At 39.0% G+C, this 24,567-nt stretch carries 27 protein-coding genes and 1 other RNA gene; 17 read left to right on the forward strand and 11 right to left on the reverse strand.

Translation table 11 applies throughout. The features are described 5' to 3' along the window. Positions 1 to 16: 16 nt before the first annotated feature. The 8 genes from M2408_RS20725 (at position 17) to M2408_RS20760 (ending at position 5,545) form a co-directional block, all read left to right on the forward strand. Complete coding sequence (locus tag M2408_RS20725) at positions 17 to 1,060, forward strand: heme A synthase (RefSeq protein WP_259186346.1); 1,044 nt, start codon at positions 17 to 19, stop codon at positions 1,058 to 1,060. A gap of 73 nt (positions 1,061 to 1,133) precedes the next feature. Next, complete coding sequence (gene cyoE / locus M2408_RS20730) at positions 1,134 to 2,039, forward strand: heme o synthase (RefSeq protein WP_259186348.1); 906 nt, start codon at positions 1,134 to 1,136, stop codon at positions 2,037 to 2,039. Then, the gene (locus M2408_RS20735; protein WP_259186351.1) at positions 2,039 to 2,620 is read left to right on the forward strand and encodes a cytochrome c oxidase subunit 3; all 582 of its coding nucleotides are present in this window, start codon (positions 2,039 to 2,041) and stop codon (positions 2,618 to 2,620) included. Before cyoE ends, M2408_RS20735 begins: the two co-directional genes overlap by 1 nt. 9 nt (positions 2,621 to 2,629) lie before the next feature. Next, positions 2,630 to 3,364, forward strand: a complete 735-nt coding sequence (locus M2408_RS20740; protein WP_120261491.1) for a cytochrome c oxidase subunit 3 — start codon at positions 2,630 to 2,632, stop codon at positions 3,362 to 3,364. A 27-nt stretch (positions 3,365 to 3,391) separates the two neighbouring features. Next, positions 3,392 to 3,769: a cytochrome C oxidase subunit IV family protein gene (locus M2408_RS20745; RefSeq protein WP_120261492.1), complete on the forward strand. Its 378-nt coding sequence runs from the start codon at positions 3,392 to 3,394 to the stop codon at positions 3,767 to 3,769. Between the two features lie 12 nt (positions 3,770 to 3,781). Beyond that, on the forward strand, positions 3,782 to 4,510 hold the full coding sequence (locus M2408_RS20750; protein ID WP_259186353.1) for an SCO family protein: 729 nt from the start codon (positions 3,782 to 3,784) through the stop codon (positions 4,508 to 4,510). 8 nt (positions 4,511 to 4,518) lie between these two features. Then, a complete protein-coding gene (locus M2408_RS20755) occupies positions 4,519 to 5,064 on the forward strand; it encodes a DUF420 domain-containing protein (RefSeq protein WP_120261494.1) in 546 nt (181 codons plus the stop codon). A 25-nt stretch (positions 5,065 to 5,089) separates the two neighbouring features. Beyond that, on the forward strand, positions 5,090 to 5,545 hold the full coding sequence (locus M2408_RS20760) for an ABC transporter ATPase (protein ID WP_259186354.1): 456 nt from the start codon (positions 5,090 to 5,092) through the stop codon (positions 5,543 to 5,545). A 154-nt stretch (positions 5,546 to 5,699) separates the two neighbouring features. Here the strand turns inward: M2408_RS20760 and mtgA are convergent, their stop codons facing one another. Next, the gene (gene mtgA / locus M2408_RS20765; RefSeq protein ID WP_259186355.1) at positions 5,700 to 6,464 is read right to left on the reverse strand and encodes a monofunctional biosynthetic peptidoglycan transglycosylase; all 765 of its coding nucleotides are present in this window, start codon (positions 6,462 to 6,464) and stop codon (positions 5,700 to 5,702) included. Between the two features lie 136 nt (positions 6,465 to 6,600). On the opposite strand from mtgA, the gene mutS reads away from it, so the two are divergent. Next, the gene (mutS, locus tag M2408_RS20770) at positions 6,601 to 9,207 is read left to right on the forward strand and encodes a DNA mismatch repair protein MutS (protein WP_259186356.1); all 2,607 of its coding nucleotides are present in this window, start codon (positions 6,601 to 6,603) and stop codon (positions 9,205 to 9,207) included. Positions 9,208 to 9,422: 215 nt separating this feature from the next. Here mutS and M2408_RS20775 read toward each other — a convergent pair whose 3' ends face one another. Continuing rightward, positions 9,423 to 10,580 (reverse strand): hypothetical protein, encoded by a 1,158-nt coding sequence (locus tag M2408_RS20775; RefSeq protein ID WP_259186357.1) that lies wholly within the window; start codon positions 10,578 to 10,580, stop codon positions 9,423 to 9,425. Positions 10,581 to 10,675: 95 nt separating this feature from the next. Here M2408_RS20775 and M2408_RS20780 point away from each other — a divergent pair, with 95 nt between their 5' ends. Further along, positions 10,676 to 11,383, forward strand: coding sequence for a tRNA1(Val) (adenine(37)-N6)-methyltransferase (locus M2408_RS20780; RefSeq protein ID WP_259186358.1), 708 nt, complete (start codon positions 10,676 to 10,678; stop codon positions 11,381 to 11,383). A 3-nt stretch (positions 11,384 to 11,386) separates the two neighbouring features. Continuing rightward, complete coding sequence (locus M2408_RS20785) at positions 11,387 to 11,881, forward strand: metallophosphoesterase (protein ID WP_259186359.1); 495 nt, start codon at positions 11,387 to 11,389, stop codon at positions 11,879 to 11,881. 98 nt (positions 11,882 to 11,979) lie between these two features. Here the strand turns inward: M2408_RS20785 and M2408_RS20790 are convergent, their stop codons facing one another. Together M2408_RS20790 and M2408_RS20795 are read right to left on the reverse strand one after the other, a co-directional pair. Beyond that, positions 11,980 to 12,339: a DUF488 domain-containing protein gene (locus tag M2408_RS20790; RefSeq protein WP_259186360.1), complete on the reverse strand. Its 360-nt coding sequence runs from the start codon at positions 12,337 to 12,339 to the stop codon at positions 11,980 to 11,982. Between the two features lie 155 nt (positions 12,340 to 12,494). After that, positions 12,495 to 12,830 (reverse strand): MerR family transcriptional regulator, encoded by a 336-nt coding sequence (locus M2408_RS20795; protein WP_077437903.1) that lies wholly within the window; start codon positions 12,828 to 12,830, stop codon positions 12,495 to 12,497. Between the two features lie 272 nt (positions 12,831 to 13,102). Between M2408_RS20795 and M2408_RS20800 the strand changes: the two genes are divergently transcribed. Next, the gene (locus tag M2408_RS20800; protein ID WP_259186361.1) at positions 13,103 to 13,462 is read left to right on the forward strand and encodes a hypothetical protein; all 360 of its coding nucleotides are present in this window, start codon (positions 13,103 to 13,105) and stop codon (positions 13,460 to 13,462) included. A 91-nt stretch (positions 13,463 to 13,553) separates the two neighbouring features. Here M2408_RS20800 and accD read toward each other — a convergent pair whose 3' ends face one another. The 5 genes from accD to dprA form a co-directional block, all read right to left on the reverse strand. Further along, a complete protein-coding gene (gene accD / locus M2408_RS20805; RefSeq protein ID WP_120261504.1) occupies positions 13,554 to 14,396 on the reverse strand; it encodes an acetyl-CoA carboxylase, carboxyltransferase subunit beta in 843 nt (280 codons plus the stop codon). A 225-nt stretch (positions 14,397 to 14,621) separates the two neighbouring features. Beyond that, an RNA gene (gene ffs, locus M2408_RS20810) (signal recognition particle sRNA small type) lies at positions 14,622 to 14,719 on the reverse strand. A gap of 151 nt (positions 14,720 to 14,870) precedes the next feature. After that, entirely contained in the window at positions 14,871 to 15,098 is a 228-nt protein-coding gene (locus M2408_RS20815; protein ID WP_104384975.1) for a DUF6814 family protein, read from the reverse strand. Then, positions 15,091 to 16,593: an MFS transporter gene (locus M2408_RS20820; RefSeq protein WP_259186363.1), complete on the reverse strand. Its 1,503-nt coding sequence runs from the start codon at positions 16,591 to 16,593 to the stop codon at positions 15,091 to 15,093. Before M2408_RS20820 ends, M2408_RS20815 begins: the two co-directional genes overlap by 8 nt. 84 nt (positions 16,594 to 16,677) lie before the next feature. Beyond that, a complete protein-coding gene (gene dprA, locus M2408_RS20825) occupies positions 16,678 to 17,799 on the reverse strand; it encodes a DNA-processing protein DprA (protein WP_259186364.1) in 1,122 nt (373 codons plus the stop codon). Positions 17,800 to 18,177: 378 nt separating this feature from the next. Here dprA and M2408_RS20830 point away from each other — a divergent pair, with 378 nt between their 5' ends. Both M2408_RS20830 and M2408_RS20835 read left to right on the forward strand, forming a co-directional pair. Further along, positions 18,178 to 18,411 carry a hypothetical protein gene (locus tag M2408_RS20830; protein WP_259186365.1) on the forward strand — a complete coding sequence of 78 codons (234 nt, stop codon included), beginning with the start codon at positions 18,178 to 18,180 and terminating at the stop codon, positions 18,409 to 18,411. Positions 18,412 to 18,488: 77 nt separating this feature from the next. Beyond that, a complete protein-coding gene (locus M2408_RS20835; protein ID WP_259186367.1) occupies positions 18,489 to 19,079 on the forward strand; it encodes a hypothetical protein in 591 nt (196 codons plus the stop codon). Here M2408_RS20835 and rsmG read toward each other — a convergent pair whose 3' ends face one another. After that, positions 19,080 to 19,715 carry a 16S rRNA (guanine(527)-N(7))-methyltransferase RsmG gene (gene rsmG, locus M2408_RS20840; RefSeq protein WP_259186369.1) on the reverse strand — a complete coding sequence of 212 codons (636 nt, stop codon included), beginning with the start codon at positions 19,713 to 19,715 and terminating at the stop codon, positions 19,080 to 19,082. A gap of 22 nt (positions 19,716 to 19,737) precedes the next feature. Beyond that, complete coding sequence (locus M2408_RS20845) at positions 19,738 to 20,901, reverse strand: glycosyltransferase (RefSeq protein WP_259186370.1); 1,164 nt, start codon at positions 20,899 to 20,901, stop codon at positions 19,738 to 19,740. A 223-nt stretch (positions 20,902 to 21,124) separates the two neighbouring features. Here M2408_RS20845 and tgt point away from each other — a divergent pair, with 223 nt between their 5' ends. The 3 genes from tgt to M2408_RS20860 all read left to right on the forward strand — a co-directional run bounded on the left by tgt (position 21,125) and on the right by M2408_RS20860 (position 24,452). Next, entirely contained in the window at positions 21,125 to 22,255 is a 1,131-nt protein-coding gene (gene tgt / locus M2408_RS20850; protein WP_120261511.1) for a tRNA guanosine(34) transglycosylase Tgt, read from the forward strand. A gap of 96 nt (positions 22,256 to 22,351) precedes the next feature. Continuing rightward, a complete protein-coding gene (locus tag M2408_RS20855) occupies positions 22,352 to 23,431 on the forward strand; it encodes an LptF/LptG family permease (protein ID WP_259186372.1) in 1,080 nt (359 codons plus the stop codon). Positions 23,432 to 23,540: 109 nt separating this feature from the next. Further along, positions 23,541 to 24,452 carry a DMT family transporter gene (locus tag M2408_RS20860; RefSeq protein ID WP_259186373.1) on the forward strand — a complete coding sequence of 304 codons (912 nt, stop codon included), beginning with the start codon at positions 23,541 to 23,543 and terminating at the stop codon, positions 24,450 to 24,452. The last annotated feature ends 115 nt before the right edge of the window (positions 24,453 to 24,567 follow it).

Consider the following 24,567-nt stretch of genomic DNA (forward strand, 5'->3'; position numbering starts at 1 on the left):
AGGTAGGGGTAGTATTATGTTTCCAGCTGCTGAAAAGCGATTTATAAAGACCAATTTTGTTACGATTATCGTACTATTTATGGTCATTATTGCTGGGGGTGTTGTGCGGAGTACAGGTTCAGGCATGGGATGTCCAGATTGGCCTAAGTGTTTTAACCGTATTATTCCACCCACAGATATTTCCCAATTACCACAAGGATACGAACAACATTATATTGAAGGGAGAGCAAAGAAGAATGAACGTTTCGCCAAGATTGTAGAATTTTTTGGTGATAAGGAAATGGCTTACAAGCTTCGTACCGACAAAAGTATTTTGCAGCATGAGGAATTTAATGTTGCGAAGACTTGGACGGAGTATATCAATCGCTTGGTAGGAGTTATTTCTGGATTCTGTTTATTGTTTACTGCAATTTATTCCTTCACGTATATAAAATCAAAAAGTTCGATCGTTGTTTGGTCAGTGGTTAATCTTTTTGTTGTGGTCATTCAAGCCTGGTTAGGTTCGATCGTTGTATCAACCAATTTAATGCCTTGGATAATCACTGTACATATGCTCTTGGCGCTTGTAATTGTTTGTATTAGTATATATACATACTTTAAAGCGGTTACACTACGTGACAAGACCATATTGGTTAATCGTTCTTTAAGCGTATTAAAAGGTCTTGCGTTGATCTCCATTTTGTTGATGTTAACGCAGGTGATCGTCGGAACGGGTGTTCGGGAGGAAGTTGATCTATTGACTGGCTCCAACATTGCCCGTGCCGATTTTATAACAGCTATTGGCCAACAATTCGAAGTACATCGATGGTTGGCATATTGTTCTTTGATTTTAGTTATTGTATTATTCTTTTTGGTCCGCACAAGTTTCAATACGGGATCTAAGCAGTTTAAATTTGCTTTAATCGCATTGATCCTCGTGGGTATCCAAATGCTATCAGGAATTATCTTAGCTCGATTTGCAATACCTGCATTTGCGCAGACAACGCATCTGGTTGTTGGGACACTTTTATTTGGTGCTCAATTTTATCTGTTGCTGCTGTTAAATAAGCAAAGGCATTAATTTTGAAATTCGAGATGTTTATGTTAAAAACTATGTGTTTGAATACACTGGTAGTAGGAGGTCTCTTTTAATTATGAAAGAATTTATTTCAGATTTTAAAAAGCTAGTTAAGTTAAGACTTACGTTGACGGTGGTGTTCTCCGCGTCAATTGCTTTTCTGATAGGATCAAAACAACAAGGTGAAATTTTCTGGGTCAATTGGTTGTTGTTGACTGTGGGTGGTTTTCTGGTAACAGGTTCTGCCAATGGTTTTAATGAAATCATCGAGAAAGACCTGGATAAGTTGATGAAACGTACAGAGGATAGACCGCTTCCTTCTGGTCGGATGACAACCGGTCAAGCTTTGGTAATGAGTGTCTTTATGGGCATCTTGGGTACCTTGGTATTGGTCCGGTTAAATTTTGTCGCTGGCTTGCTGTCGGTTTTTTGTATCCTACTTTATGCATTCATCTATACACCTTTAAAAAGAAAATCACCAATAGCCGTTTTTGTAGGTGCATTTCCGGGCGCATTTCCACCATTAATTGGTTATTATGCGGCCTTTTCACAGGATGATCTGGCCTATTATAGTGGACATAACGAAGCCGCAATTATTATTATTCCCTTTGTTTTGTTCGCGATTCAGTTTTTATGGCAATTTCCGCATTTCTGGGCAATCGCTTGGGTTGTGGATGATGACTATAAATTGGCTGGTTTTAGGTTGTTACCAACTACAAAACGTGATAAGATTTCGGCCTTTATGGTATTCGTTACAGGATTGTTAATGATTCCTGCTGGATTTATACCTTATTATTTTGGCTTTGGTGGAATTTGGTTTACGATAGTGTCGGTCATTGGTGGATTGATGTTTGGTTATTATGGCTATTTGCTTTTTAAGAATTGTGATATTCCTTCGGCAAAGAAAGTTATGTTTACATCGTTCATCTATTTGCCTGTTACACAACTCGTATTATTGCTTAACTTTATTCCTTTGAAATAATGTTAGATATACAAGCACAGACTGACGAGAAGTTAGTACAGAGAAAAGCTCAGAAATTCAACCTTTGGTTGGGTATGTTGGGTATGTTCATGATGTTTGCTGCGTTATCCAGTGGTTTCATTGTATATACAGCGAGTGGCGTGGACAAAGGGATCAAGACTTTATTGCCAAATGCACTATTGTATAGTACAATTGTGATAGCTGTAAGTAGTCTTACGATGTTTTTAGCACATAAAGCTGCTAAAAATGGTGATTCTTCCAAACAAAAGGCATTGTTGATAGTCACTTTTGTTTTGGGAATCGTGTTTTTTGCGTTACAGGTACATGCTTGGAACGTATTAATCGAAAGAGGTGTTTATTTTGTGAATAACAATGCATCTCAGTCGTTTATTTACGTTTTTATTTGGATGCACTTGGCACATATTATTGCGGGTTTGATCGTTTTGATTGGCGCGATTATAGGGGTTAACAAACTTCCTAAGGACGGCAATCTTTTCCGCATGGATCTTGCCAGTATTTTTTGGCATTTTCTCGATCTTTTATGGATTTATATATATGTTTTCTTACTTTTGAATCAATAATAGTAAACAATGAGTACAACAGTATCGCAATTGGATAAGGTAAAAACTGGTCCATGGAATGGTGGAAAATCACCTTGGAACTTAGAGTATGGAAAAATCATGATGTGGTTTTTCTTGGTAGGGGATGCCTTCACATTTTCTGCATTTTTGGTTTATTACGGCGCGCAACGCTTTTCTCACCCAACATGGCCTGATCCTGATAAGATTTTCCAATCTATCCCGGGTATTGCTGACCATGGTCAACCTTTGGTATTCGTTGGTTTGATGACGTTTATTTTGATTATGTCTTCGGTAACGATGGTTTTGGCTGTTGAAGCTGGTCACCGTAATCAAAAGAATGAAGTCGTTAAATGGATGCTTTGGACGATTTTGGGTGGTATCTGTTTCGTAGGCTGTCAGGCTATCGAGTGGACCCACTTACACCACATGGGATTCTGGTTTGGTAAAAATCCAGCGACTGGTTTAGAAGGTGATGCAATTAAGACGGCATTGTTGCCTTACTTTACACACGATATTTCCTATACTTCGGCGTTGCAATTTGCAAACTTGTTCTTTACGATTACAGGTTTCCATGGTTTCCACGTTACGGTTGGTATTATTTTAAACATTATCATTCTTTTCATGACGTTAAATAATACATTCGAAAATCGTGGTTCTTACTTAATGATTGAAAAAGTAGGTTTATATTGGCACTTTGTGGATTTGGTGTGGGTATTCGTATTTACATTCTTCTACTTAATCTAATCACTGAATTAATAATTTTAGATCGCTATGTCACAATATCAAGATAATATCGCTCACGGAGAGCATGCTCACGAAGGTGGGATGGATAAGAAAGCCATCTGGAGAGTATTTGGCGTACTTTTGGCGCTTACTTGTCTAGAGTTCTTAATTGCATTAGGTTTTGTTCACCACTGGCAAATTTTGGCCAAAGGTGCATTGGTAAATACTATTTATATCGTTTTAACTTTGGTTAAAGCATATTATATCGTTGCATTCTTTATGCACTTGAAATTTGAAAAATCGAGTTTCATCGTTACCGTAGCAATAGTCTTTATTTTTATTATTTATTTTATCGTCCTGATGTTAGTTGAGGGAGGTTTCTTGGCTGGTGCTTTTCAAGAGCATCAATTGTTTCCAAATAAATAGATAAAGTGAATAATGGATAATAATACTGGACAAAAGAAAGGTATTAAAACTATATTGATCCTGGCAGTAATTCTTTTATTGCCAGGATTTTTATATTTTATACTAAATAAAAGCGGTTCCAATAACTACGTTTCCTTACCTATTTTTGGGAAGAAGGAAGTTCCCGGAACAACGCACCGTAAATGGGGACGGGATATCCCTGATACGATTTATCATACTGTGCCTTCGGTCAATTTTGTTAATTACGATCGGAAGCCTGTACATTTATTGGACAATGATACGACACTTTCGGTCGTTCACCTGATGTATTCGCGGGATGTATCGCTATCAAGAACGATGATTAAAAGATTGGATCAGATCGCCAATCGTTTTATTCATAACAAAAAGGTAAAGCTCTATTCCATTACAGTTGATACCACATACGATACACCAGAGGTACTTGCGAAATATGCTAAAGTTTACAAACCCTGGACTAAATCTTGGTTTTTTGTGACAGATCCTTCTGTTGATATCTTTAAATTTGCCAAAGAGAGTTTATTGCAGGATGCTATCGCGAGTAACGACAAAACAAAACCTTTTATCATCGGATCCAACTATCTTTTGCTTGACACAAAGGGACGGATCAGAGGTATTTATGATATCAATGTCAAGACGGATATTGATCGACTGGAGGATGAAATTAAGTTATTGTTGGTGGAGGAGATCCGAAATCATCCCGCTACGATAGAACAAAAGAGATAGTTAGAAACATGGAAGAGAGTCTTATCAAAGAGAAAAAATACAGTAAGTGGATTTGGGTGCTTTCTGTTGTGATACCAGTTGTCGTGGCCGTATTGTTTACAGTCAATCTACAAAAATTAGGTTATGATGTGAAGCCATTGACTTTTTTACCGCCTATTTATGCGACGATCAATGGTGTTACTGCGATTTTGTTGTTTTGGGCTGTAGCTGCAATAAAGAAGGGAAATAAAGCACTGCATGAACGTTTGATCAAATGTTGTATTGCCTGTTCCTTGGCTTTTTTGGCGATGTATGTGGCTTATCACATGACGTCTATTGAAACAAAATATGGCGGCGAGGGAATTTTGAGACCAATCTATTTCTTTATATTGATCACGCATATTCTATTGTCTATTATAATCATACCGTTTGTTCTTTTTACTTTTGTAAGAGGTATTTCGGGATCTTATGCGCGACATAAAAAGTTGGCACGGATTACTTACCCCATGTGGCTTTATGTCGCCGTGACAGGTGTCATTGTTTATTTGATGATTTCACCCTATTATATAGGTTAATTTAACAAAGGAAAGGAGTGTACTTATGAAACGTATTTGGATTTATCAGGCTGACCGTATACTTTCGGTTGAAGAAGGAGCGCAAATTTCGGTGGAACTAGCCGCTTTTGCTGAGCAGTGGAAGGTTCATGGAAAGCCATTGTCTGCTTCTGCTGAGCTTCGTGATCATCTTTTTATTATCCTAAAGGTTGATGAGGATATTGCTGCTGCTTCAGGTTGCTCTGTAGATAGCTCTGTTCGTTTTCTGAAAGGGATAGAAGAAAAGTACCGGGTACAACTCTTCGATCGTATGCAATTTGCGTATAAATCGACGAGCGGTGTCGCGGTAGTCAACCGTTCAGGTTTTGAAAGGTTATTGGCGGCAGGTGAAATAGATGATAACACGCTTGTGTTTGATAATACAATTACTTACGAGCACCAATTGGATAATGCTTGGGTGGTTCCTTTTAAGGAAAGCTGGCACAAAAGATTATTTGCATAACGAAAATAACATGTATAAAAAACGCCATTTCATCAATGGCGTTTTTTTTATGTTTTTACGAGATAGCAATGAACGGGAAGTGATCTGTATTCCATTTGCTGTGCCGAATCACTGAAATCTCCATATTTAACGTTAAGATCCAATAGGGGTGTTACTATTCCGGAATAGTGTAATGATGTAAATATTTGGCGATCGCATTCGCCCTTCTGTTGACATAAGCAGAAGGATTACGGGCATCCCATTCGCGGGGATTTGGCAAGATCGCAATAATCAGTGCCGCCTGTTTTTTGGAAAGATTGCTTCCTGTTTTGCTAAAGTAATATTCTGCAGCTGCATCTGCTCCATAAACTCCCTGTCCCATTTCAATGACATTAAGATAGACTTCAAGAATACGTTTTTTACTCCAAAATGTTTCAATTAAAACGGTAAAGTAAGTCTCGAAACCTTTTCTTAACCAGGAGCGGCCTGGCCATAGAAAGACGTTCTTAGCGACCTGTTGACTGATTGTGCTTCCGCCACGCAGTTTTTTACCCTGTGCATTTTTCTTAATGGCATTTTGAATACCTTTGAGGTCAAAACCCCAATGCGTCATAAAATGGGCATCTTCCCCAGCAATGGCCGCTAGTTTTAAATTGTCCGAAAGTTCATCGTAACTCAACCAGTTTTTTTCTAATTTAAACCCCTTTCCCTGTTCCTTGAGTTCAAAACCTCGTTGAATCATTAACCAGGTAATGGGGGGATTAATGAATCTTAAGCTAATTACCCAAAAAAGACTAATGCCGATAAAATAAAGAACTATCCTGCTTATGATGCGGAGAATGGGGGATTTGATAGACTTCAACGGATTGAAGGAAACTTCTTTAAAGGTATTTTTTTGTTTGCTGGCTGTATTTTGCTTACCAGATCTTTTGATGGCCATGACTGAATTTTTTCGGATACAAACTTAGTGTATATTCTTGTTTAATGGAAATGATTTTATAGAGAAGTTGTGGGTATTGTTTGTCAAAGCGACGATATTATCCTATTTTTACGCTTCACAAATTTGATTTTAGAAGTTGGCAAAAGAAAAGAAAGTAACTCCGTTAATGCAGCAGTATAATGCGATCAAGATCAAGTATCCTGGGGCGTTATTGTTGTTCCGTGTTGGCGATTTTTACGAGACATTTGGTGAGGATGCGATCAAGGCGGCTCAGATTTTGGGTATCGTTTTGACCAAGAGAGGGAATGGTTCGGAATCAGAAACAGCTTTAGCGGGGTTTCCGCATCACTCATTGGAGACTTATCTCCCTAAATTGGTGCGTGCAGGTCAACGGGTAGCAATCTGTGATCAGCTGGAGGATCCCAAAACAACCAAGACGATCGTTAAACGCGGTGTCACCGAATTGGTTACTCCGGGTGTCTCTTACAATGATAATATTGTTCAACAGAAATCGAATAACTATCTCGCTTCTATTTTTACGGATAAGGATAAGATCGGTATTGCTTTTTTGGATATTTCGACGGGTGAATTTCTGGTTGCTCAGGGAAGTACATCTTATATTGATAAATTACTTCAGGGCTTCAAACCTACTGAGATCATTTTGCCAAAGAAACAGAGCAAGGATTTTATCGAGCAATTCGGCGCGCATTATTATACTTATTTTTTGGATGAGTGGCCTTATACCGGAGATTATGCTACCGAAGCGTTGCTAAAGCACTTTGAAGTCGCTTCGCTGAAAGGCTTTGGTGTGGACCGGATGCCGGCTGGCATCGTTGCTGCTGGGGTTGCGCTGCATTACCTCAATGAGACGGAGCACCGTAATCTACAACATATCTCTACGCTTTCGCGGATCGAAGAAGACCGGTTTATGTGGCTCGATCGATTTACAATCCGTAATCTGGAACTGATCGGTTCCATGAATGAAAATGCAGTTACGCTATCGGATGTCCTCGATCATACAGCCAGTCCAATGGGTGCACGGCTACTCAAGCGTTGGATTGTAATGCCATTGAAAGATAAAAAGGGTATCCAGGAACGTTTGGATGTTGTGGATTTCTTTTTTAACGACCGTGAACTTCGGGACGATCTGATCAGCCAGATCAAGCAAGTTGGTGACTTGGAACGGTTGATATCAAAAATCGGACTCCAAAAGGCCAATCCCAGAGAGATCGTACAATTGAAACGCGCTTTGCATGCTATAGAAAAGCTCAAGGAATTGACCGACCGTAAGGACGCGCAGTCTTTGGCCCTGATATCTGATCAATTGGACGCCTGCGTGGCGATTCGTGAACGGATTGAACAGCAATTGCAGGCAGAACCTCCAGTGGCAATCAATAAAGGTAGCGTAATCGCTGCGGGAGTTGATGCTGAACTGGATCGTCTTCGAAAGATTTCTTTTGGTGGTAAAGATTATTTGCTGGAAATCCAAAAGAGGGAATCTGAATTGACGGGTATCCCATCTTTAAAAATAGCATTTAACAATGTCTTTGGTTATTATCTTGAGGTAACCAATACGCATAAAGACAAGGTTCCAACAACGTGGATACGTAAGCAGACTTTGGTGAATGCCGAACGATATATCACAGAGGAACTCAAAGAATACGAAGAGCAGATTCTTGGGGCGGAGGAAAAGATCCAGGCTTTGGAAAATAGATTGTATGCCGAGCTATTGGTTGCGATTGCAGAATATATCAAGCCGGTTCAGCTAAATGCACAACTTATTGCCAAGTTGGATGTCTTGCTCAACTTTGCCATCGTCGCCGAGAAAAACTACTATGTTAAACCGGTAATTAGCGATAGCAAGATTTTGGATATCAAGGGCGGACGTCATCCTGTTATCGAAAAGAATCTACCCATAGGGGAGGACTATATTACCAACGATACTTATCTTGATCCGAAAGCACAGCAGATTATTATTATTACTGGTCCCAATATGGCTGGTAAATCGGCCCTGCTCCGTCAGACTGGCTTGATCGTATTGATGGCGCAGATCGGTTGTTTTGTACCAGCCAAGGAAGCTAAAATAGGTTTAGTGGATAAGATATTCACCCGTGTAGGGGCCTCAGATAACCTTTCTTCCGGTGAATCTACATTTATGGTGGAGATGAACGAAACAGCCAGTATCATGAACAATCTGTCTGATCGTAGTTTGATCCTTTTGGACGAAATTGGACGTGGAACAAGTACCTATGATGGAATTTCAATCGCTTGGGCGATAGCGGAATATTTACATAATCATCCTGCCGCTAAAGCGAAGACCCTCTTTGCGACACACTACCATGAATTGAATGAGCTGTCAACTTCGCTTGACCGTATCAAAAATTATAATGTAACCGTAAAGGAGGTCAATAATAAAGTGATCTTTTTGCGTAAACTGGTACCAGGGGGATCCGAGCATAGTTTTGGTATCCATGTTGCCAAGCTGGCGGGGATGCCGCCAAAGTTGTTGAACCGTGCCAATCAGATTTTAAAACGATTGGAACAGGAGCGTACTGGTGGGGAGCAGATCAAAGATAGTATGCGTAAGATTCAGAAACAGGCTTACCAATTGCAGATGTTCTCTATTGATGATCCTGTTTTAAATAAAATTCGCGATATGTTGAATAACCTCGATGTTAACTCACTGACTCCTGTGGAAGCATTGATGAAGCTGGATGAAATCCAGCGTTTGTTAAAAAATTAACGAGTGATATAGCCGCTCGAGAAAATACCATTCATTTAGCTAGAACAATGGTTCTAGCTAAATGAATGGTATTTTTTTGTCTGTTTTTTATTGATCCGTATTTTTTCTTTAAGGTATCAATAAGCTCGCGGCGCTCCATTTATTTGTCAGAAAGAACTTTCATTCAATTTTCATTGCTGTTGGTACCTGTGAGAGCATAAAAGTTTTATTTTAAACTAAAATCGGAAAAAGACTTCTACACTCCCATAGTTTGATTGTATCAGTGTCAGGACCTTGCTACTCGCGTCATAAGGTGCATAGTGATAACCAAGTTCAATACCGACATATTTCTTATTCTTCATCTGAAAAAGAGAAGCAAAACCTAATCCCAAGTGTACATTATTAATGGTTACCATGCGATCGTTGTAACCTCCCTCATAATAGTATCCGTCTGGGTCATAATATCCGTCTGAATAGATACTTTCCGTAATACCAGTATCTGTAATATCTATTCCTATTATTCCTTTGGGAATCAGAATACATTTTTCATTATCAAAAATTTTGTATCCTACAGCACCACCTATAAATCCAGTTGCGGATGAATTGACTGTAACATTGGATCCTTCATAATTATAGTCGATATTTCTATCATTTGAATTGATCCGTACTTTAAAACCGCCCTCGAAGATAAATTTACGTTCCAGTGAGCTCATCAACATAAACCCAAAGGTGACATTGCTGCCAAAGATCTTATTCGAACCACCTAGGGGACTCATTACACCCACCAAAGGGACATAACCTAATTTGGATTTGCTTCTGTTTCCATAGGTTTTAGGAGGGGTAAGAGGTCTTTCAGCATCTTGGGTATAATCTTGATCTGCTTGCCCATTCTCCGGAGTGTCCGTGTCAGCAAATAGGTGAAGAATATCTCTTTCATCATTATTGAGTGTATAATTGCCTGATGATAAAAGTGCCTTGGCTCTGATCTTGATTAAATTATCCAAGGGATGTCGCAAGGGGTAGAAATTGTACTTTTCTTTATTCTGTTCATACTGAGACGCAAAGTCATCTCGGTCGGCCGCATCTAAGCGTTGAACAAATGTCTTATCCAACTGATTGTTGATATAACGTTCAATTTCAGTGGAACTATTCTTTTTTTCGATAATGAGCAGAAGAATCCGCAAACGTTGGCCAAATTCTGTTACACCGCAACTGGCTTGTAGTGTATTTAATAATGGTTCGATTTTGTCAAATTCGTTGCTGTTCAGTGAATTTGTTAGGAAGGGGAGGATTTCTGCGCTGTGTTTTTCACATGTTTCCTGTGCCCATACCTTTTGTGTCGCAGGGAAACAGATTAATAGGAATACTGCAAAAATGAACTGACGGATCATCATGGCTTACGGATTTATCAGAGACTAAATTAACAAATTAATTGTATGATACCTTCGTTATTTTGTGGCAAACATTCCAAAAGTTTTATCTTTGGCTCATGGCGTCAATATTTCGATTTAAACAATTTGAAGTTGATCAATCCAATTGTGCGATGAAGATCAATACAGACGGGGTATTGCTGGCATCATTGGTTGATACAAGCGATGCGCAGCGTGTTTTGGATGTGGGTACCGGTACTGGTGTGATTGCGCTCATGTTGGCTCAACGCTTGATCGATAGCCAGATAGAGGCTGTGGAAATAGATGCGTTGGCCGCAGAGATGGCGAGCAGAAACTTCAGTAATTCGATTTTTCAGAACCGTCTTGTATTGCATGCCATGTCATTTCAACAATTGCAAACAGGCGAGCACTACGATCTGATTGTATCGAATCCTCCTTTTTATACAGATTCGTTACATAATCCAGATGCGCGGAAAAAATTGGCCCGGCACAGTGATCTGGACTTTTTCCGTGAATTGCTACACTTCGCGTCGTTGCATTTAACTTCCGTGGGTAGACTCGTTTTGATTCTCCCTACCCAACTTGCAGAAACCCTAACCGCACTGGCGATTGATCATGGATTGCATTGTACTGCTGAAATTCAGATAAGATCATTTGATGGGGATCCTGTTATTCGAAAGATTGTGACCTTCGGGTGTATGCAAACAACAACGATTGATCAAGCTGAATTTGTCATTTATCAATCTAAGGGTGTTTACTCGGAATCTTATAAGAATGCCTTGGCGCCTTATTTTTTAGCTTTCTAAACTATGACAAAAATTGGACTTCTTTCGGATACACATTCTTATTTAGATGAATCTGTATTCAAGTACTTTGCTGATTGTGATGAAATTTGGCATGCAGGGGATTTTGGCGATGCTGATGTAGCGGACCAATTGGAAGCTTTTAAGCCATTACGTGGGGTTTATGGAAACATAGATGGAAGAGATCTGCGGTTACGTTTTCCCGAAGATTTGCGATTTACCTGTGAGGAGGTGGAAGTTTTTATGACCCATATTGGTGGTTACCCTGGTAAGTATGCAGCACGGATAAAGGCCGAGTTAATGGCAAATCCACCTAAGTTGTTTATCACAGGACATTCCCATATTCTCAAAGTTGTGTTTGACCCGAAAATCAGTTGTCTTCATCTCAATCCCGGAGCTGCAGGAAAACATGGTTGGCATAAAGTAAGAACACTCATGCGCTTTGATATCAATAAAGATAAGATCGAAAACCTAGAAGTTATTGAACTCAATGAGAGATAGCCAATAAAAGAGCTATTTACCAACTTCTATAGATTAGATTTTATTTACCAGAAAAATTGCTGCCGCTAGCCCAATGCAGAAATCTGTAAGCATATCGATTACATAGTCAATTGAAGGTCCTGTAGATATTGCTGCAAAACTGTGGCATGTGTGTGTATTTTGTTGTTAGCTGCATACAGCAATGTAGTGACGGTTTGTTGCCTATGTGCTTCCATCCATTTTTTTCCAAAGTTCTGCTGATCGAGTTCTTCTCTATATTTTTTTGCAAAATCATCCCATAGATCTGGGTTTTGGTGAAACCAGATACGGAGCTCTGAGGAGGGGGATAGGTCTTTATTCCATTCTGACAAACTTGCTTTTTCTTTGGTCATTCCACGTGGCCAAAGCCTGTCAATAAGCATACGATAACCATCATCGGGTGACGATAGATCGTAAATTCTTTTTATAACGATCTTCATGGGGTTGCTTTTTATAGATTATATTACACAATGGATTACAATACTATAAATATATGATTTTAAGTGAAAAGCGGAAGCCGTTTTATGTTGTGTCCTTTCTTGATGGTAATCAATCTTCGGGCACAGTAGTCATAGGACAGTGTATCTTTGATTGCTTATAAGGAATCACGTACTTCCAGAAGAAAGCTTTTTAATCGTTCTAAAGAGTCCACTACACGTTGATTTTCTTTTGCTTCGGATTTATTGTCACGGAGATAGTCTCTAGCACCTTGCAGGGTATATCCTTTTTCTTTTACTAGGTTGAAGATGATTTTGAGGTTTGCGATATCTTCTTGCGTAAAGAGACGGTTGCCTTTTTTATTTTTCTTGGGTTGAAGAATATCAAATTCACGCTCATAAAAACGTATCTGGGATGCATTTACATCAAACATCTCTGTCACTTCTCCCATTGTATAATACAATTTATTTATTTCACGCTCTTTGTATGGCATATCTTCGCAATTAATCTATAGCAAACTTAATAAAAATTCCAGTTCAAAAAGAAATTTTGCGATCTCTTATTTTAGTTCAGGAGGAAATAGAGCTATGAAAATGAGCCGGTAATAGCGAATTGATGTCTGATTCCGAACAGATTTTTAAAAGCGATGAATTTCCGCTTTGTAGCTTATCGCAGGGGCTGTAGACCTTGAGTCTATGATGTTGCTATTTGTACACGATGGTTTGCATTGTAAATGAAGGCTAAATTAGTTAAGTTTGGATAGGTATGAAGCCTATTTTGATCGATCGTATGATTATAGTTAGTAAGTTTTGGACAAATTTATTCTCTTTTGGTAAAGCTAATGCGATTACTATCTTTCCTATTATATTTCTAAAATATGGCTTTTTTAAAGATAATAGGGCATTAATCCGTCATGAACGCATCCATTTGCGCCAAGCATTGGAATTGGGGGTTGTGTTTTTCTATCTTTGGTATTTGTGTGAATTTGCCATCCGTTTTGTTCGCTTGCGCGATTTTGATAAGGCCTATCTCCATATTTCTTTCGAGCGAGAAGCTTATCGTCACGAAGATGATCCCGATTACTTGTCAAAAAGGAAGATCTGGGCATTTTGGCATCACTTATAAATATTGTGGATCTGGAAATAATTATAGCATAAAAAAGCTCTTAAAATATATTTTAAGAGCTTTTTTATATTTAGCTTTCCTTTTGTCCGTTTTATCCGACCAATTTGAGATAAGTAGCTACTTTGTCTTTTAATTGTCTACGGTCAACTATGAAGTCCAAAAATCCATGTTCAAGGACAAACTCGGATGTTTGGAATCCTTTTGGAAGATCTTTTTTGATTGTTTCTTTAATAACACGAGGGCCAGCAAATCCGATCAACGCGCCCGGTTCAGCAATATTGACATCGCCTAGCATAGCATAGGATGCTGTAACTCCGCCGGTTGTTGGATCCGTCAATAGACAAACATAAGGAAGTCCTGCTTGCGCCAATAAAGCTAATTTAGCTGAAGTTTTTGCCATTTGCATCAAAGAGAATGCAGCTTCCATCATACGCGCACCACCTGATTTTGAGATCAACATAAATGGAATTTTATGTTCAATACAGTAATCAATTGAACGTGCAATTTTTTCTCCTACAACAGATCCCATTGATCCACCAATGAAGCTAAAGTCCATACAAGCGATCACGATGTCTTTGCCATTCATTTTTCCGTGACCTGAGCGTATTGCATCTTTCAGACCTGTTTTTGCCTGACTTTCTTTTAAGCGTTCAGGATATGGTTTTGAATCGAAGAATTCCAGTGGATCACCAGAATTTAGATTAGGGAATAGTTCAGTAAATTCGTTATTGTCAAATAAAATTGAAAAATATTCTTTGGAGCCAATTCTTAAATGATGGTCACAATATTGACAAACATAGTCGTTTTCTACTTGTTCAAGATGCAACAACGGCTTTTTACAAGTGGGACACTTGTTCCACATGCCATCTGGTGCTTCTTTTTTATTAGCGGTAGCTGTGCTAATACCAGCTTTTTCTCTTTTAAACCAACTCATACGATAGTTCTTATTCGATTACAAACTTAGATAAAAATGCTTTTATATACAATTATAATTGCGTTGAATGTAAGTGGCAGTAAATCAGTGTATTTGTCTAGAAAGCTTCCTTGTTAGTATTCCGATGTATAATAATAGACCAGATTAGAATGCAAATTGTTTTGTTAAAAAAGGAGCTGAAGTAAGGTTAAGCAGGAGGGTTGAACCAAAAATTTGGGCACAAAAAAAGGGTAAGCTACTCCTATCGCACCGCTCAACCAAATACCCTTGCTTTGTTCCCAACCTGGGGGAGTCAATGGGAGCTGGTCGTAGAAGACTTACCCGCCACAAAAGTAGAAAAAAAAATAGTTTTAGGAAAGAAAAAATGCCTTTTTATTCTAGGGTGCTGATTCTCATTAGAATAAATTGTTCGGAGGGCCATCTTGCCGGTACAAATAATCCATTAAGATGACCATAAAGTATTTTTTTAACGCACTACATCTTCTTTCTGTCGTACTCGCCCAACAAAGAATAGTACCCAAACAGACCTAAACCCAGGGAGATGATCGGCGTTAAGATACAGAGTATAATGATACCAAAGACCAGATCCTCTTGGTGCCCTGTTGAAATTTTGGGTAATGCCAGTTCAAAAATGGAAAAGTATGCGGTGTATATGGCCAAAAGGATCCATACAATACCGAGAAGCTTTTTTAGATTATTCATGGTTTGGAGGTGTTGATTTGTTGTTGATATACAGACTGCCAATGATAAAGCAGACAGCGGCTATAATGATGGGATATCCTAATCCCGCTAAATAGAATTGTGGGGTATTGGAAGCTTCAGCATTTGTGGTGAGGTAAGTGGAAACTGCAGGTAGGAGCCCTCCGAATATACCATTACCGACGTGGTAGGGCAAAGACATGGACGTATATCTGATTTTTACGGGAAATAGTTCGACCAAAAATGCCGCAATGGGGCCATATACCATCGTAATATAGATCACTTGAATAAATATAAGGGCAACGAGTAGGATATAATTTTTACCGGCCAAATGGGTGGTTGTTTTAATCGTTTCTTTTCCTTTAAGCTCACCTGTCTGATGTTGTATTTTTGAACTGGTCATTTCTGTTCCATCGTTATATTGACTTTTGGTGACGGTAACAATGGCTGAATTTTGTTCGGTGCCCGGTGTTGTTGTTTCGTTTAATTTTGTTTTCTGTTGAACATTCGATAGCTGGTACATGGATTCGTAGATTGGACGGTAGGTTAGCACGGCGAGGAGCATGCCGCCCAACATGATCCATTTACGACCGACTTTGTCACTAAGCCATCCAAAGACGATAAAAAAAGGTGTGCCTAACAGCAGTGCAATACCTAAAATGGTATCAGCCTGATCGGACTGGAGATGCATGACTGTTTTCATGAAACTCATGGAATAGAATTGACCGGTGTACCAAACGACGCCTTGTCCCATTGCTGCACCAAATAGGGCTAGTAACACAAATTTTAGGTTATAGCGATTCCCGAAACTTTCTTTTAATGGATTTGTACTTGTCTTCCCCTCAGCTTTCGCTTTGCTAAACTCGGGTGATTCTTTCATTTTCTTACGGATGAGATATGATACATAAACCATAACTAAAGAGAGCAGAAAAGGGACGCGCCAGCCCCAACTGTCAAACTGAGTTTCACTCAGAAAGTTTTTGGTTAAAAGAATCACCACAAGGGATATAAATAGACCAAATGTAGCTGTAGTCTGTATCCAGGATGTCCAATAACCGCGTTGTCCCACTGGCGCATGTTCTGCAACATAGGTGGCTGCACCACCATATTCACCACCCAAAGCAAGTCCTTGTAAAAGTCGCAAGATCAGAACGATTAATGGCGCCCAAAAACCGATGCTTGCATAGCTTGGGATACAGCCGATCAAAAATGTTGCACCACCCATAAGCATCAGTGTCACCATAAAGGTGTATTTGCGTCCTATAATATCGCCTAGTCGACCGAAAAACAAGGCACCGAAAGGACGTACGACAAATCCAGCGGCAAAGGTGGCTAATGTAGATAGAAAAGCTGCTGTCGGATTTTCGGAGGGGAAAAACTTCGTTGATATTACGATGGAGAGACTTCCGAAAATAAAAAAATCATACCATTCAATGAGTGTCCCCATGGAAGAGGCACCGATGACTTTCCAGATGCTCTTTGTACTGTTGTCGTTCATTAATAATTGGTTTAGTGTTATATTTGCTTACTCTAGAAATATTATATGTATTACTTAAAATCTTGTTGTGTAACCTCCAGATAATTATTTGGTTGCTACAAGTGGTTGTCCAAGCGATTTATAGACTTTTCCCGGTAGCGAATGGATCAGTGATTGCATTTCCAATTCCAATAAGACCAAAGCCAATTTACTCTGTGGCCATTGAAGCTGGTCGATCATCTGATTAAGCTCCAGTTGTCCTGTTGTATGAATGAGGTTAAAAAGACGCTCTTGATCCTTATCCAGCTTAAAGGAAAGTGTTAATTGTTGGTTGGCTTCATTTTTTTTGCTGATTTCCCAATTCATCAGATATTCGAGATCCTGAACATGCCTGATCATATGTGCCCGATTTGTTTTGATCAGATAGTTGGTTCCTTCACTACTCTTTTCGTAAATGGAACCCGGAAAGGCACATACATCTCTATTATAGCTATTTGCTATTTCGGCGGTGATCAAAGCTCCGCCTTTGATTGCTGCTTCTACAACAATCGTAACATCAGCCATTCCAGCGATAATCCGATTACGCATCGGGAAATTAACCCGCTCAGGTATGGTTTCAGATGTAAATTCGGTTAATAAGCCGCCATGTTCGAGCATCTTTGATGCTAGTTCACGGTGCGAGGCAGGGTATATCCGATCCAATCCATGTCCGAGCACTGCAACCGTTGGTATATTGTTCTTTAAGGCGTTGCGATGTGCCAATGCATCAATACCATACGCGAGACCACTGACAATCAGTAGATCTTGATTTTCATTTAAGCCCTGCATAAAGTCTTCGCATAGCCGCTGCCCATAATGTGTTGCATCTCTCGTCCCAACGATACTGATCACTTTGGTTGAGTTGAGTGCGGCATGTCCCTTGTAATATAACATGAGGGGAGCATCATCACATTGCTTGAGTCGATCGGGATAGTCCTTATCTTCAATCCATAAGGCTTTGATGCGATGTTTATCAATAAAAGCGAGTTCTTTTTCACAGGCTTCCAGGTATGTTTTGTTGTGTATTGCGTCTGCAATTGATTCCCGTACTCCGGGGATTTGCATTAGATCTTTTTTTGAATAGGAAAAGAAATCCGCTAGGCTATCACTATGAGCTATGATACTACGGGCTGTTCGAGGGCCAATGCCCTTGATCTTAGTCAAAGCTATGGGATAGATAAGTTTCATAATTGGGTACTTTAAATATAGTGAAAAATTATAAATCTTGTATGACTTTTCATTAGAATAAGCAATTCGTGTTGAAGGTTGTTTTTAACAACATGTATAATCTTTAATTAAATGAAAGCACGACAGAAATAGGTTGGATCATGACATCCCTTGGTTTTTATGCTACCAACGAGATGGTAGGTCGTGCACAGTTTCTGTACCGAACATTTCATATCATTGCCGCTGACCGATGATTTTTTGAGCAGGATTGCTCATTTGTCTTATTGTAGTTGATGCAATATAATCTGCGAACTTTCTTTTATGGGGAAGAAATTGAGATCGTGTTTGGAAAGAATGTGCTGGATTTGGTAGCTTTGCTTGATTAACAATATTTTTAGCATGGAAATGAAAGAACCTTTTGATATCGAGTTAGGTGACGTGATTTATTCTGTTTTTCCGGAAGAGGAAGATACCTATGTTGTCTTTAAAGATGGAATGGAATATGTGAAAATTATTAAGGATACAGATACCACTTGGTTGAAACTGAATCCTGAAACTGAGTTGCCAATGTTCGGCATGGACGAAGAGGTTAACCTGATCGGTGAGGAGATCAAAAAAGAACTGGGGCAATAAGTCGTATAAGTTAAAGATCGTTAAAGTCATTTCGGCCTTATTTCATGTTGATTATCTTAGGGTAATCAATTATAGATATGGCACGTATTGGTTTCCTGTTTTTAATCGCTTTTTGTATTTATTTTGCTTGTGATCGGCCGGTTTTTGCTCAGCCTGTAGAATTCGTTTTGCAGGATACCGTAAAAAAGAAGAATGGAAAAGATACGCTCCGTTTAGATACAATCCAGGTTAAGGGTAAAAATAGCCTAGCTGAAGACAAGCTTAACGAGAAAAAAGAAACTTACAAATCCATTTATGCCTTAGGGGATAGCAAGGAGATGGTTAACTTGCCCAAGAAAGGTGGGGTAGGGCTGAGTATTAATAAGCTTTATAATAAGTTGAGTCGAAAAGGGCGGAATGCGAGAAAGCTTCAGCGACAGTTTGAAAAGGAATACCAACAGGATCTGATTCGGGAAGAATGGTATCCACTGACGAAGGAATACAGTAAGTTGTCGGGAGATTCATTGCGTAAATTTAGGATATATTATGAACCCGCTATAAAGTGGTTTCGTGAGCATGATCGGTATGAGAAGATCGCTTATATACATAAGTGCTTAACATATTATCTAGATTCTGTAGACATTATCCATAGGCGACTTCAGTTTCCTATGGATAATGCAAAACTTTAACTACATGGGTACGTATACCAAATATTTTGTATCGAAGAAGTCTTCCTTAAAGTAACTCGAGAGTGGGTGCAATTCGGCTTTTAATTTGGATTCTTTGATTTCTTCACTTAGGTCGCCACCTTTGAGGTAGAGGATCCCGTTTGGAATTCCGTTTTTGTCTTTTTTTGCAAATTTGTTTCGGATCCAAGGTGTAAAATCTCCGAGTCTGGTTACAGCCCGTGAAATAACGAAGTCGTATTTGTCGTCTAATTGTTCAGCACGAATATGGTCGGCTTCTACATTTTTAAGTTCTAATGCTGCTGCGACCTCACGAACTACTTTGATTTTTTTTCCGATCGAATCCACTAAATGAAACTTAACTTCTGGAAACAGGATCGCCATAGGAATACCTGGAAAACCACCACCGGTTCCGACATCTAAAACCTGTGTTCCTGGAGCTAACTCCTGCACAAATTTGGCAATACCCAATGAATGTAATACATGATGAAGGTATAGACTATCGATGTCTTTACGTGAAATTACATTGATCTGGCTATTCCATAAAGTGTAGAGGTCTGCAAGTTTGGCAAACTGTTCTTTCTGTATATCCGTTAATTTCGGAAAGTAGGTGTAGATGATATCGACTGTCGGATTCAAAATGTGATGTTTTAAAGGTGAATTATTTCCAGCTTATTTTTTTCTTTTTTCGGCTGAACAAACCGTTGATGCAAATATAGAAATAGTAGATGAAGTCTACCAATGGAAGCCACCAAATCAGCTCTTTCACTTCGAGTTTCTTGTAAATAGATGTAAAAACGGCCCATTGGGCGAATAGTCGCAGTAGATAAGCTGTAAGGGGAACGTACCAAAAAGTGGGAAATGCGGCAGCAACAGCGATTAGAGTCAGGTAAAATAATACCGCAGAAACCAGTTGCGTTCCCAACATGCGTTGATGGCGTTTTTTATAGATGGTGGATGCCCCAGAATGTCTCGCTTTTTGTTTATAATAACTTTTCCAGGTTGTTTTGGGAGCTGAGTAAACAATAGCAGCTGGTGCAAGGGCGATATTGACGTTTATCGCTGTTGCATTTTGATTGACAAAAAGATCGTCATCACCAGATTTAATATGCATGTGTGCTGCAAATCCTTTATTTCGAAAGAAGAGTTCTTTTTTGTAGGCCATGTTTCGACCGACACCCATATAGGCATTTCCTTTGAGTGCATAGGATAGGTAGCTCATAGCGGTATGGCTTGTCTCAAACCGGATCAAGAGGTTGAGTAGACCTCTTTTCTTAAAATAGGGGGAATAGCCCAATACGATTTCGGTCTCTGGTCTAAAGGCAGAAGCAATTTCTTTCAGCCATTGATCAGATTGAGGTACGCAATCGGCATCGGTAAATACCAAAGTCTCATATTTCGAAGCTTTGATCCCCATGCTCACAGCGAATTTTTTACCATGTTTCAATCGGATATGCTCTTTGATATCGACAATCTTTAAATGAGCATATTGCTCATCAAATTCCTGAAGTACCCAAGGGGTTTCGTCCGTGGAAAAATCATTTACGACAATGACCTCGAAATTAGCATAATCTTGATTTAGGATACTGGGCAGAAATTCCCTAAGATTGTCCTGTTCATTGTGCGCACAGATAATGACAGATAATGGAGGAAGATCGGTTTCCGTTTGATTCGGTTCAATTTGATACCTGCTCAATTTGCTGTAAACAAATAAGATGTAATATAATTGTGCCAATAGGAAAAGACCTAATATCCCAAATATGATATATGGAAGATTGGCCAAAAATACATGTAGGTCAAGCATAGCCCACAAAGATAAGCGCATTCACAATCTTTTTATAAAGGAAAATGATAATTTATTCCTGAAACATCCTGTTTGCAAATCTTTTTATAGTATTTTTGCAACATATTTTAGGAAAAGACGGGCGTAAACATATCCGTAAGCGGAACCTTATTTCCGTTACGAAAAACAGTCTTACTGGCGTTATGAAAGAACATGCGCAGAAATCTGTCTACTGGAATATAATTAGTCACAGAGGAAAATATTAATGAAATTTACGCTACAAGCACAAGATACACTATCAAAAGCACGTGCGGGTGTTGTCGAAACTGCACACGGTCCCATTCAAACTCCAATTTTTATGCCTGTTGGCACCGCTGGTACGGTGAAAGCCATTCATCAGCATGAGTTGAAAAATGATATTGAAGCACAGATTATTTTAGGTAATACCTATCATCTTTATCTGCGCCCGGGATTGGATGTACTGAATAAGGCCGGAGGGTTACATAAGTTTAATGGTTGGGATCGTCCGATCTTGACGGATTCTGGCGGTTATCAAGTATACTCGTTGACAGAGGTACGTAAGATCAAAGAAGAAGGAGTTACTTTTCGTTCGCACATTGATGGCTCAAAACATCTTTTTACACCAGAAAATGTGATGGATACGCAGCGTATTATCGGTGCGGATATCATTATGGCATTTGATGAGTGTACACCTTATCCATGTGATTATGGTTATGCACGTCGTTCTTTGGATATGACCCATCGTTGGTTGAAACGCTGTGTAGATCGTTTTGATAGCACTGATCCCCTTTATGGATATGATCAGACATTATTTCCTATTGTGCAGGGATCGGTTTATAAAGATTTAAGGATAAAATCCGCAGAGACAATAGCATCCTTTAATCGGGATGGAAATGCAATCGGTGGATTATCAGTGGGTGAACCGGCAGAGGAAATGTACGCGATGACCGAAGTGGTTTGTGATATTTTACCGCAAGAAAAACCACGTTATTTAATGGGGGTAGGTACTCCTGTAAATATCCTGGAAAATATTGCTTTAGGGGTTGATATGTTTGACTGTGTAATGCCAACGCGTAATGCGCGAAATGGTATGTTGTTTACACAAAATGGTATCATTAACATCAAAAATGAAAAATGGAAGGATGATTTTTCGCCTATTGAAGCAGAAAGTGATTTACATACCGATCAATTCTATTCAAAGGCTTATTTAAGACATCTGATAAAATCACAGGAAATTTTGGGAGCGCAAATTGCTTCATTACACAATTTACATTTTTATCTTTGGTTGGTCAATCAAGCCCGCGAGAAAATCATAGATGGTACATTCTATGACTGGAAAAATAAAATGGTGAAAATTTTGGATCAACGTTTGTAATAGAGTCACATAAAAAAATATAGATAAAGTATGTAAGTCATAGACTTGCAGAAGTAGAGTTTCAAATCTCTTATCTTAATACTCAAATCTAAAAATATGCTTTCGTTAATCGATCGTTACATCATCAAAAAGTACCTGACAACATTTGTGTTCACGATGGCCATATTCACCGTGGTTATGGTTGTTTTCGATGTGTCCGAAAGATTGGATGACTTTCTGAAATATAAAGCACCTTTAGATAAGATTATCTTTGAGTATTATGCTGGATTTATTCCATTCTATCTTAATTTTCTCTGTCCACTGATTAATTTTATCGCGGTTATATTTTTTACCTCAAAAATGGCGGATCAGACGGAGATTGTTCCTATATTAAGTGCGGGATACAGTTTCAACCGTTTGCTGCGGCCTTATATGATATCCGCAACATTGATCTTTATCGTTTCTTTGGTGTTCAATATTTTCATTATTCCGCATACCAATAAAATGAAGGTGGATTTTGAGAACATCTATGTGAAGCCATTGAAAGATAATTCTCGTGTCTCAACGCATATGCAGCTGGATAAAAATAGCTATGTGTATATTGATAATTTTGACAATACAACCAAGACCGGTTATGGTTTTGTGTTGGAGATTTTCAAAGGGGATACATTGAAGGAAAAGATGATGGCTGACCGTATCACATGGGATTCTGTAGCGACAAAATGGAAAATTGAGGGATACACCAATCGTGTTATTAACGGACTACATGAGCGAATGGACAAAGGAACGGTCAAAGATACCACCTTGGACATGAAACCATCGGATTTTGAATTACGGGATAATATGTTTACTGCAATGGATACCCGTGAACTCAATATTCGTATTTATAAAGAGGAAACAAGAGGGACTGGGGTGATGAATGATCTGTTGTTGGAGAAATATAAACGTTATGTTTATCCATTCTCTGCTTTTGTTCTGACCCTAATGGGTGTGGCCCTTTCTTCCAAAAAGGTCAGAGGGGGGATTGGTTTAAGTTTGGGTATCGGAATCGGCTTAAGTTTTACATATATTGTTTTTATTCAATTTGCGACCATGTTTTCGCTGAAAGGAGGATTACCGCCATTGGTTGCGGTATTGATCCCTAATGTGACTTTCTTTTTGGTGGCCATTTATTTGACGATAAAAGCTCCAAAATAGCTCCTATTCATATCATTATTAGCTTAAGCAGTTATAACAAAGGGAAAAAATAAGTGCTGCTCCTAATCGTTTTCGTTGCTATTACAAAATAATTTATATTCTATTGAATATGTCTAAAATTCAACTAAATCGGAATATTCTAATTCTGCATTTAACAATCCTTATTTGGGGGTTTACTGGGATCTTGGGTAGTCTCATTTCTGTTTCCGCTATTCATCTGGTCTGGTATCGCGTGGCGATTGCATCTATTTCCTTGTTGGTCTATTTTCTGTTGACTAAACAATCGATATTGGTTTCTAGAAAACAGTTTGTTCAGTTTTTTATGGTGGGGGCGGTTGTTGGTTTACACTGGGTTTTGTTTTTCTATTCCATTAAGGTATCTACCGTCTCGGTAACGTTGGTCACGTTGTCTTCGGTGACATTGTTTACAGCCATATTGGAGCCTATTGTAAACAAAAAACGTATCGCATTACTGGATATTGTCGTCGGTCTGGTGATTATTGTAGGGATTTATACCATATTTTCGTTTGAGACACATTATCTGGTTGGTCTATTGGCGGGCCTCGGTTGCGCTTTCTGTGCAAGTATATTTTCTATTGCCAATGCAAGAATGGTCAAGAAATCCAGTCCAACGCTGATTACATTCTATGAAATGCTGGGGGCATGTTTTTGGATCAGTATACTTATGTTGTTCACAGGAGATTTTAATGCGGAGATGAAATTGGGACAGCAGGATCTGATTTATCTTTTATTATTAGGCGTAGTTTGTACAGCGGTTGCCTATGTGATGGGGGTCGCAGTAATGAAGGAATTATCTGCTTTTACTGTTGCATTGACTACCAATCTGGAGCCTGTATATGGTATACTTTTAGCAATGTTGATCTTTGGCCAGAAGGAAACGATGAGTGGTGGATTTTATCTAGGAGCTTGTATCGTTCTTGGCGCTGTGTTTACCTATCCTTATGTGAAGACGAAACTGGAGAAAAGACAAAAAGAGCTTATCATCCGCAAATTGCACTAAAGACTACTGAGGTGTCCAGCAAAGCCGGACACCTTTTTTCTTTCACTCTGCTCGTACTCTCTTGCAGTTCTATTTCAACTATTCAATTCGGAGAGGGTTTGCTCCTTTTGAATCT

This window comes from Sphingobacterium sp. BIGb0165 (genome assembly GCF_024810095.1).
Lineage (GTDB): Bacteria > Bacteroidota > Bacteroidia > Sphingobacteriales > Sphingobacteriaceae > Sphingobacterium > Sphingobacterium detergens.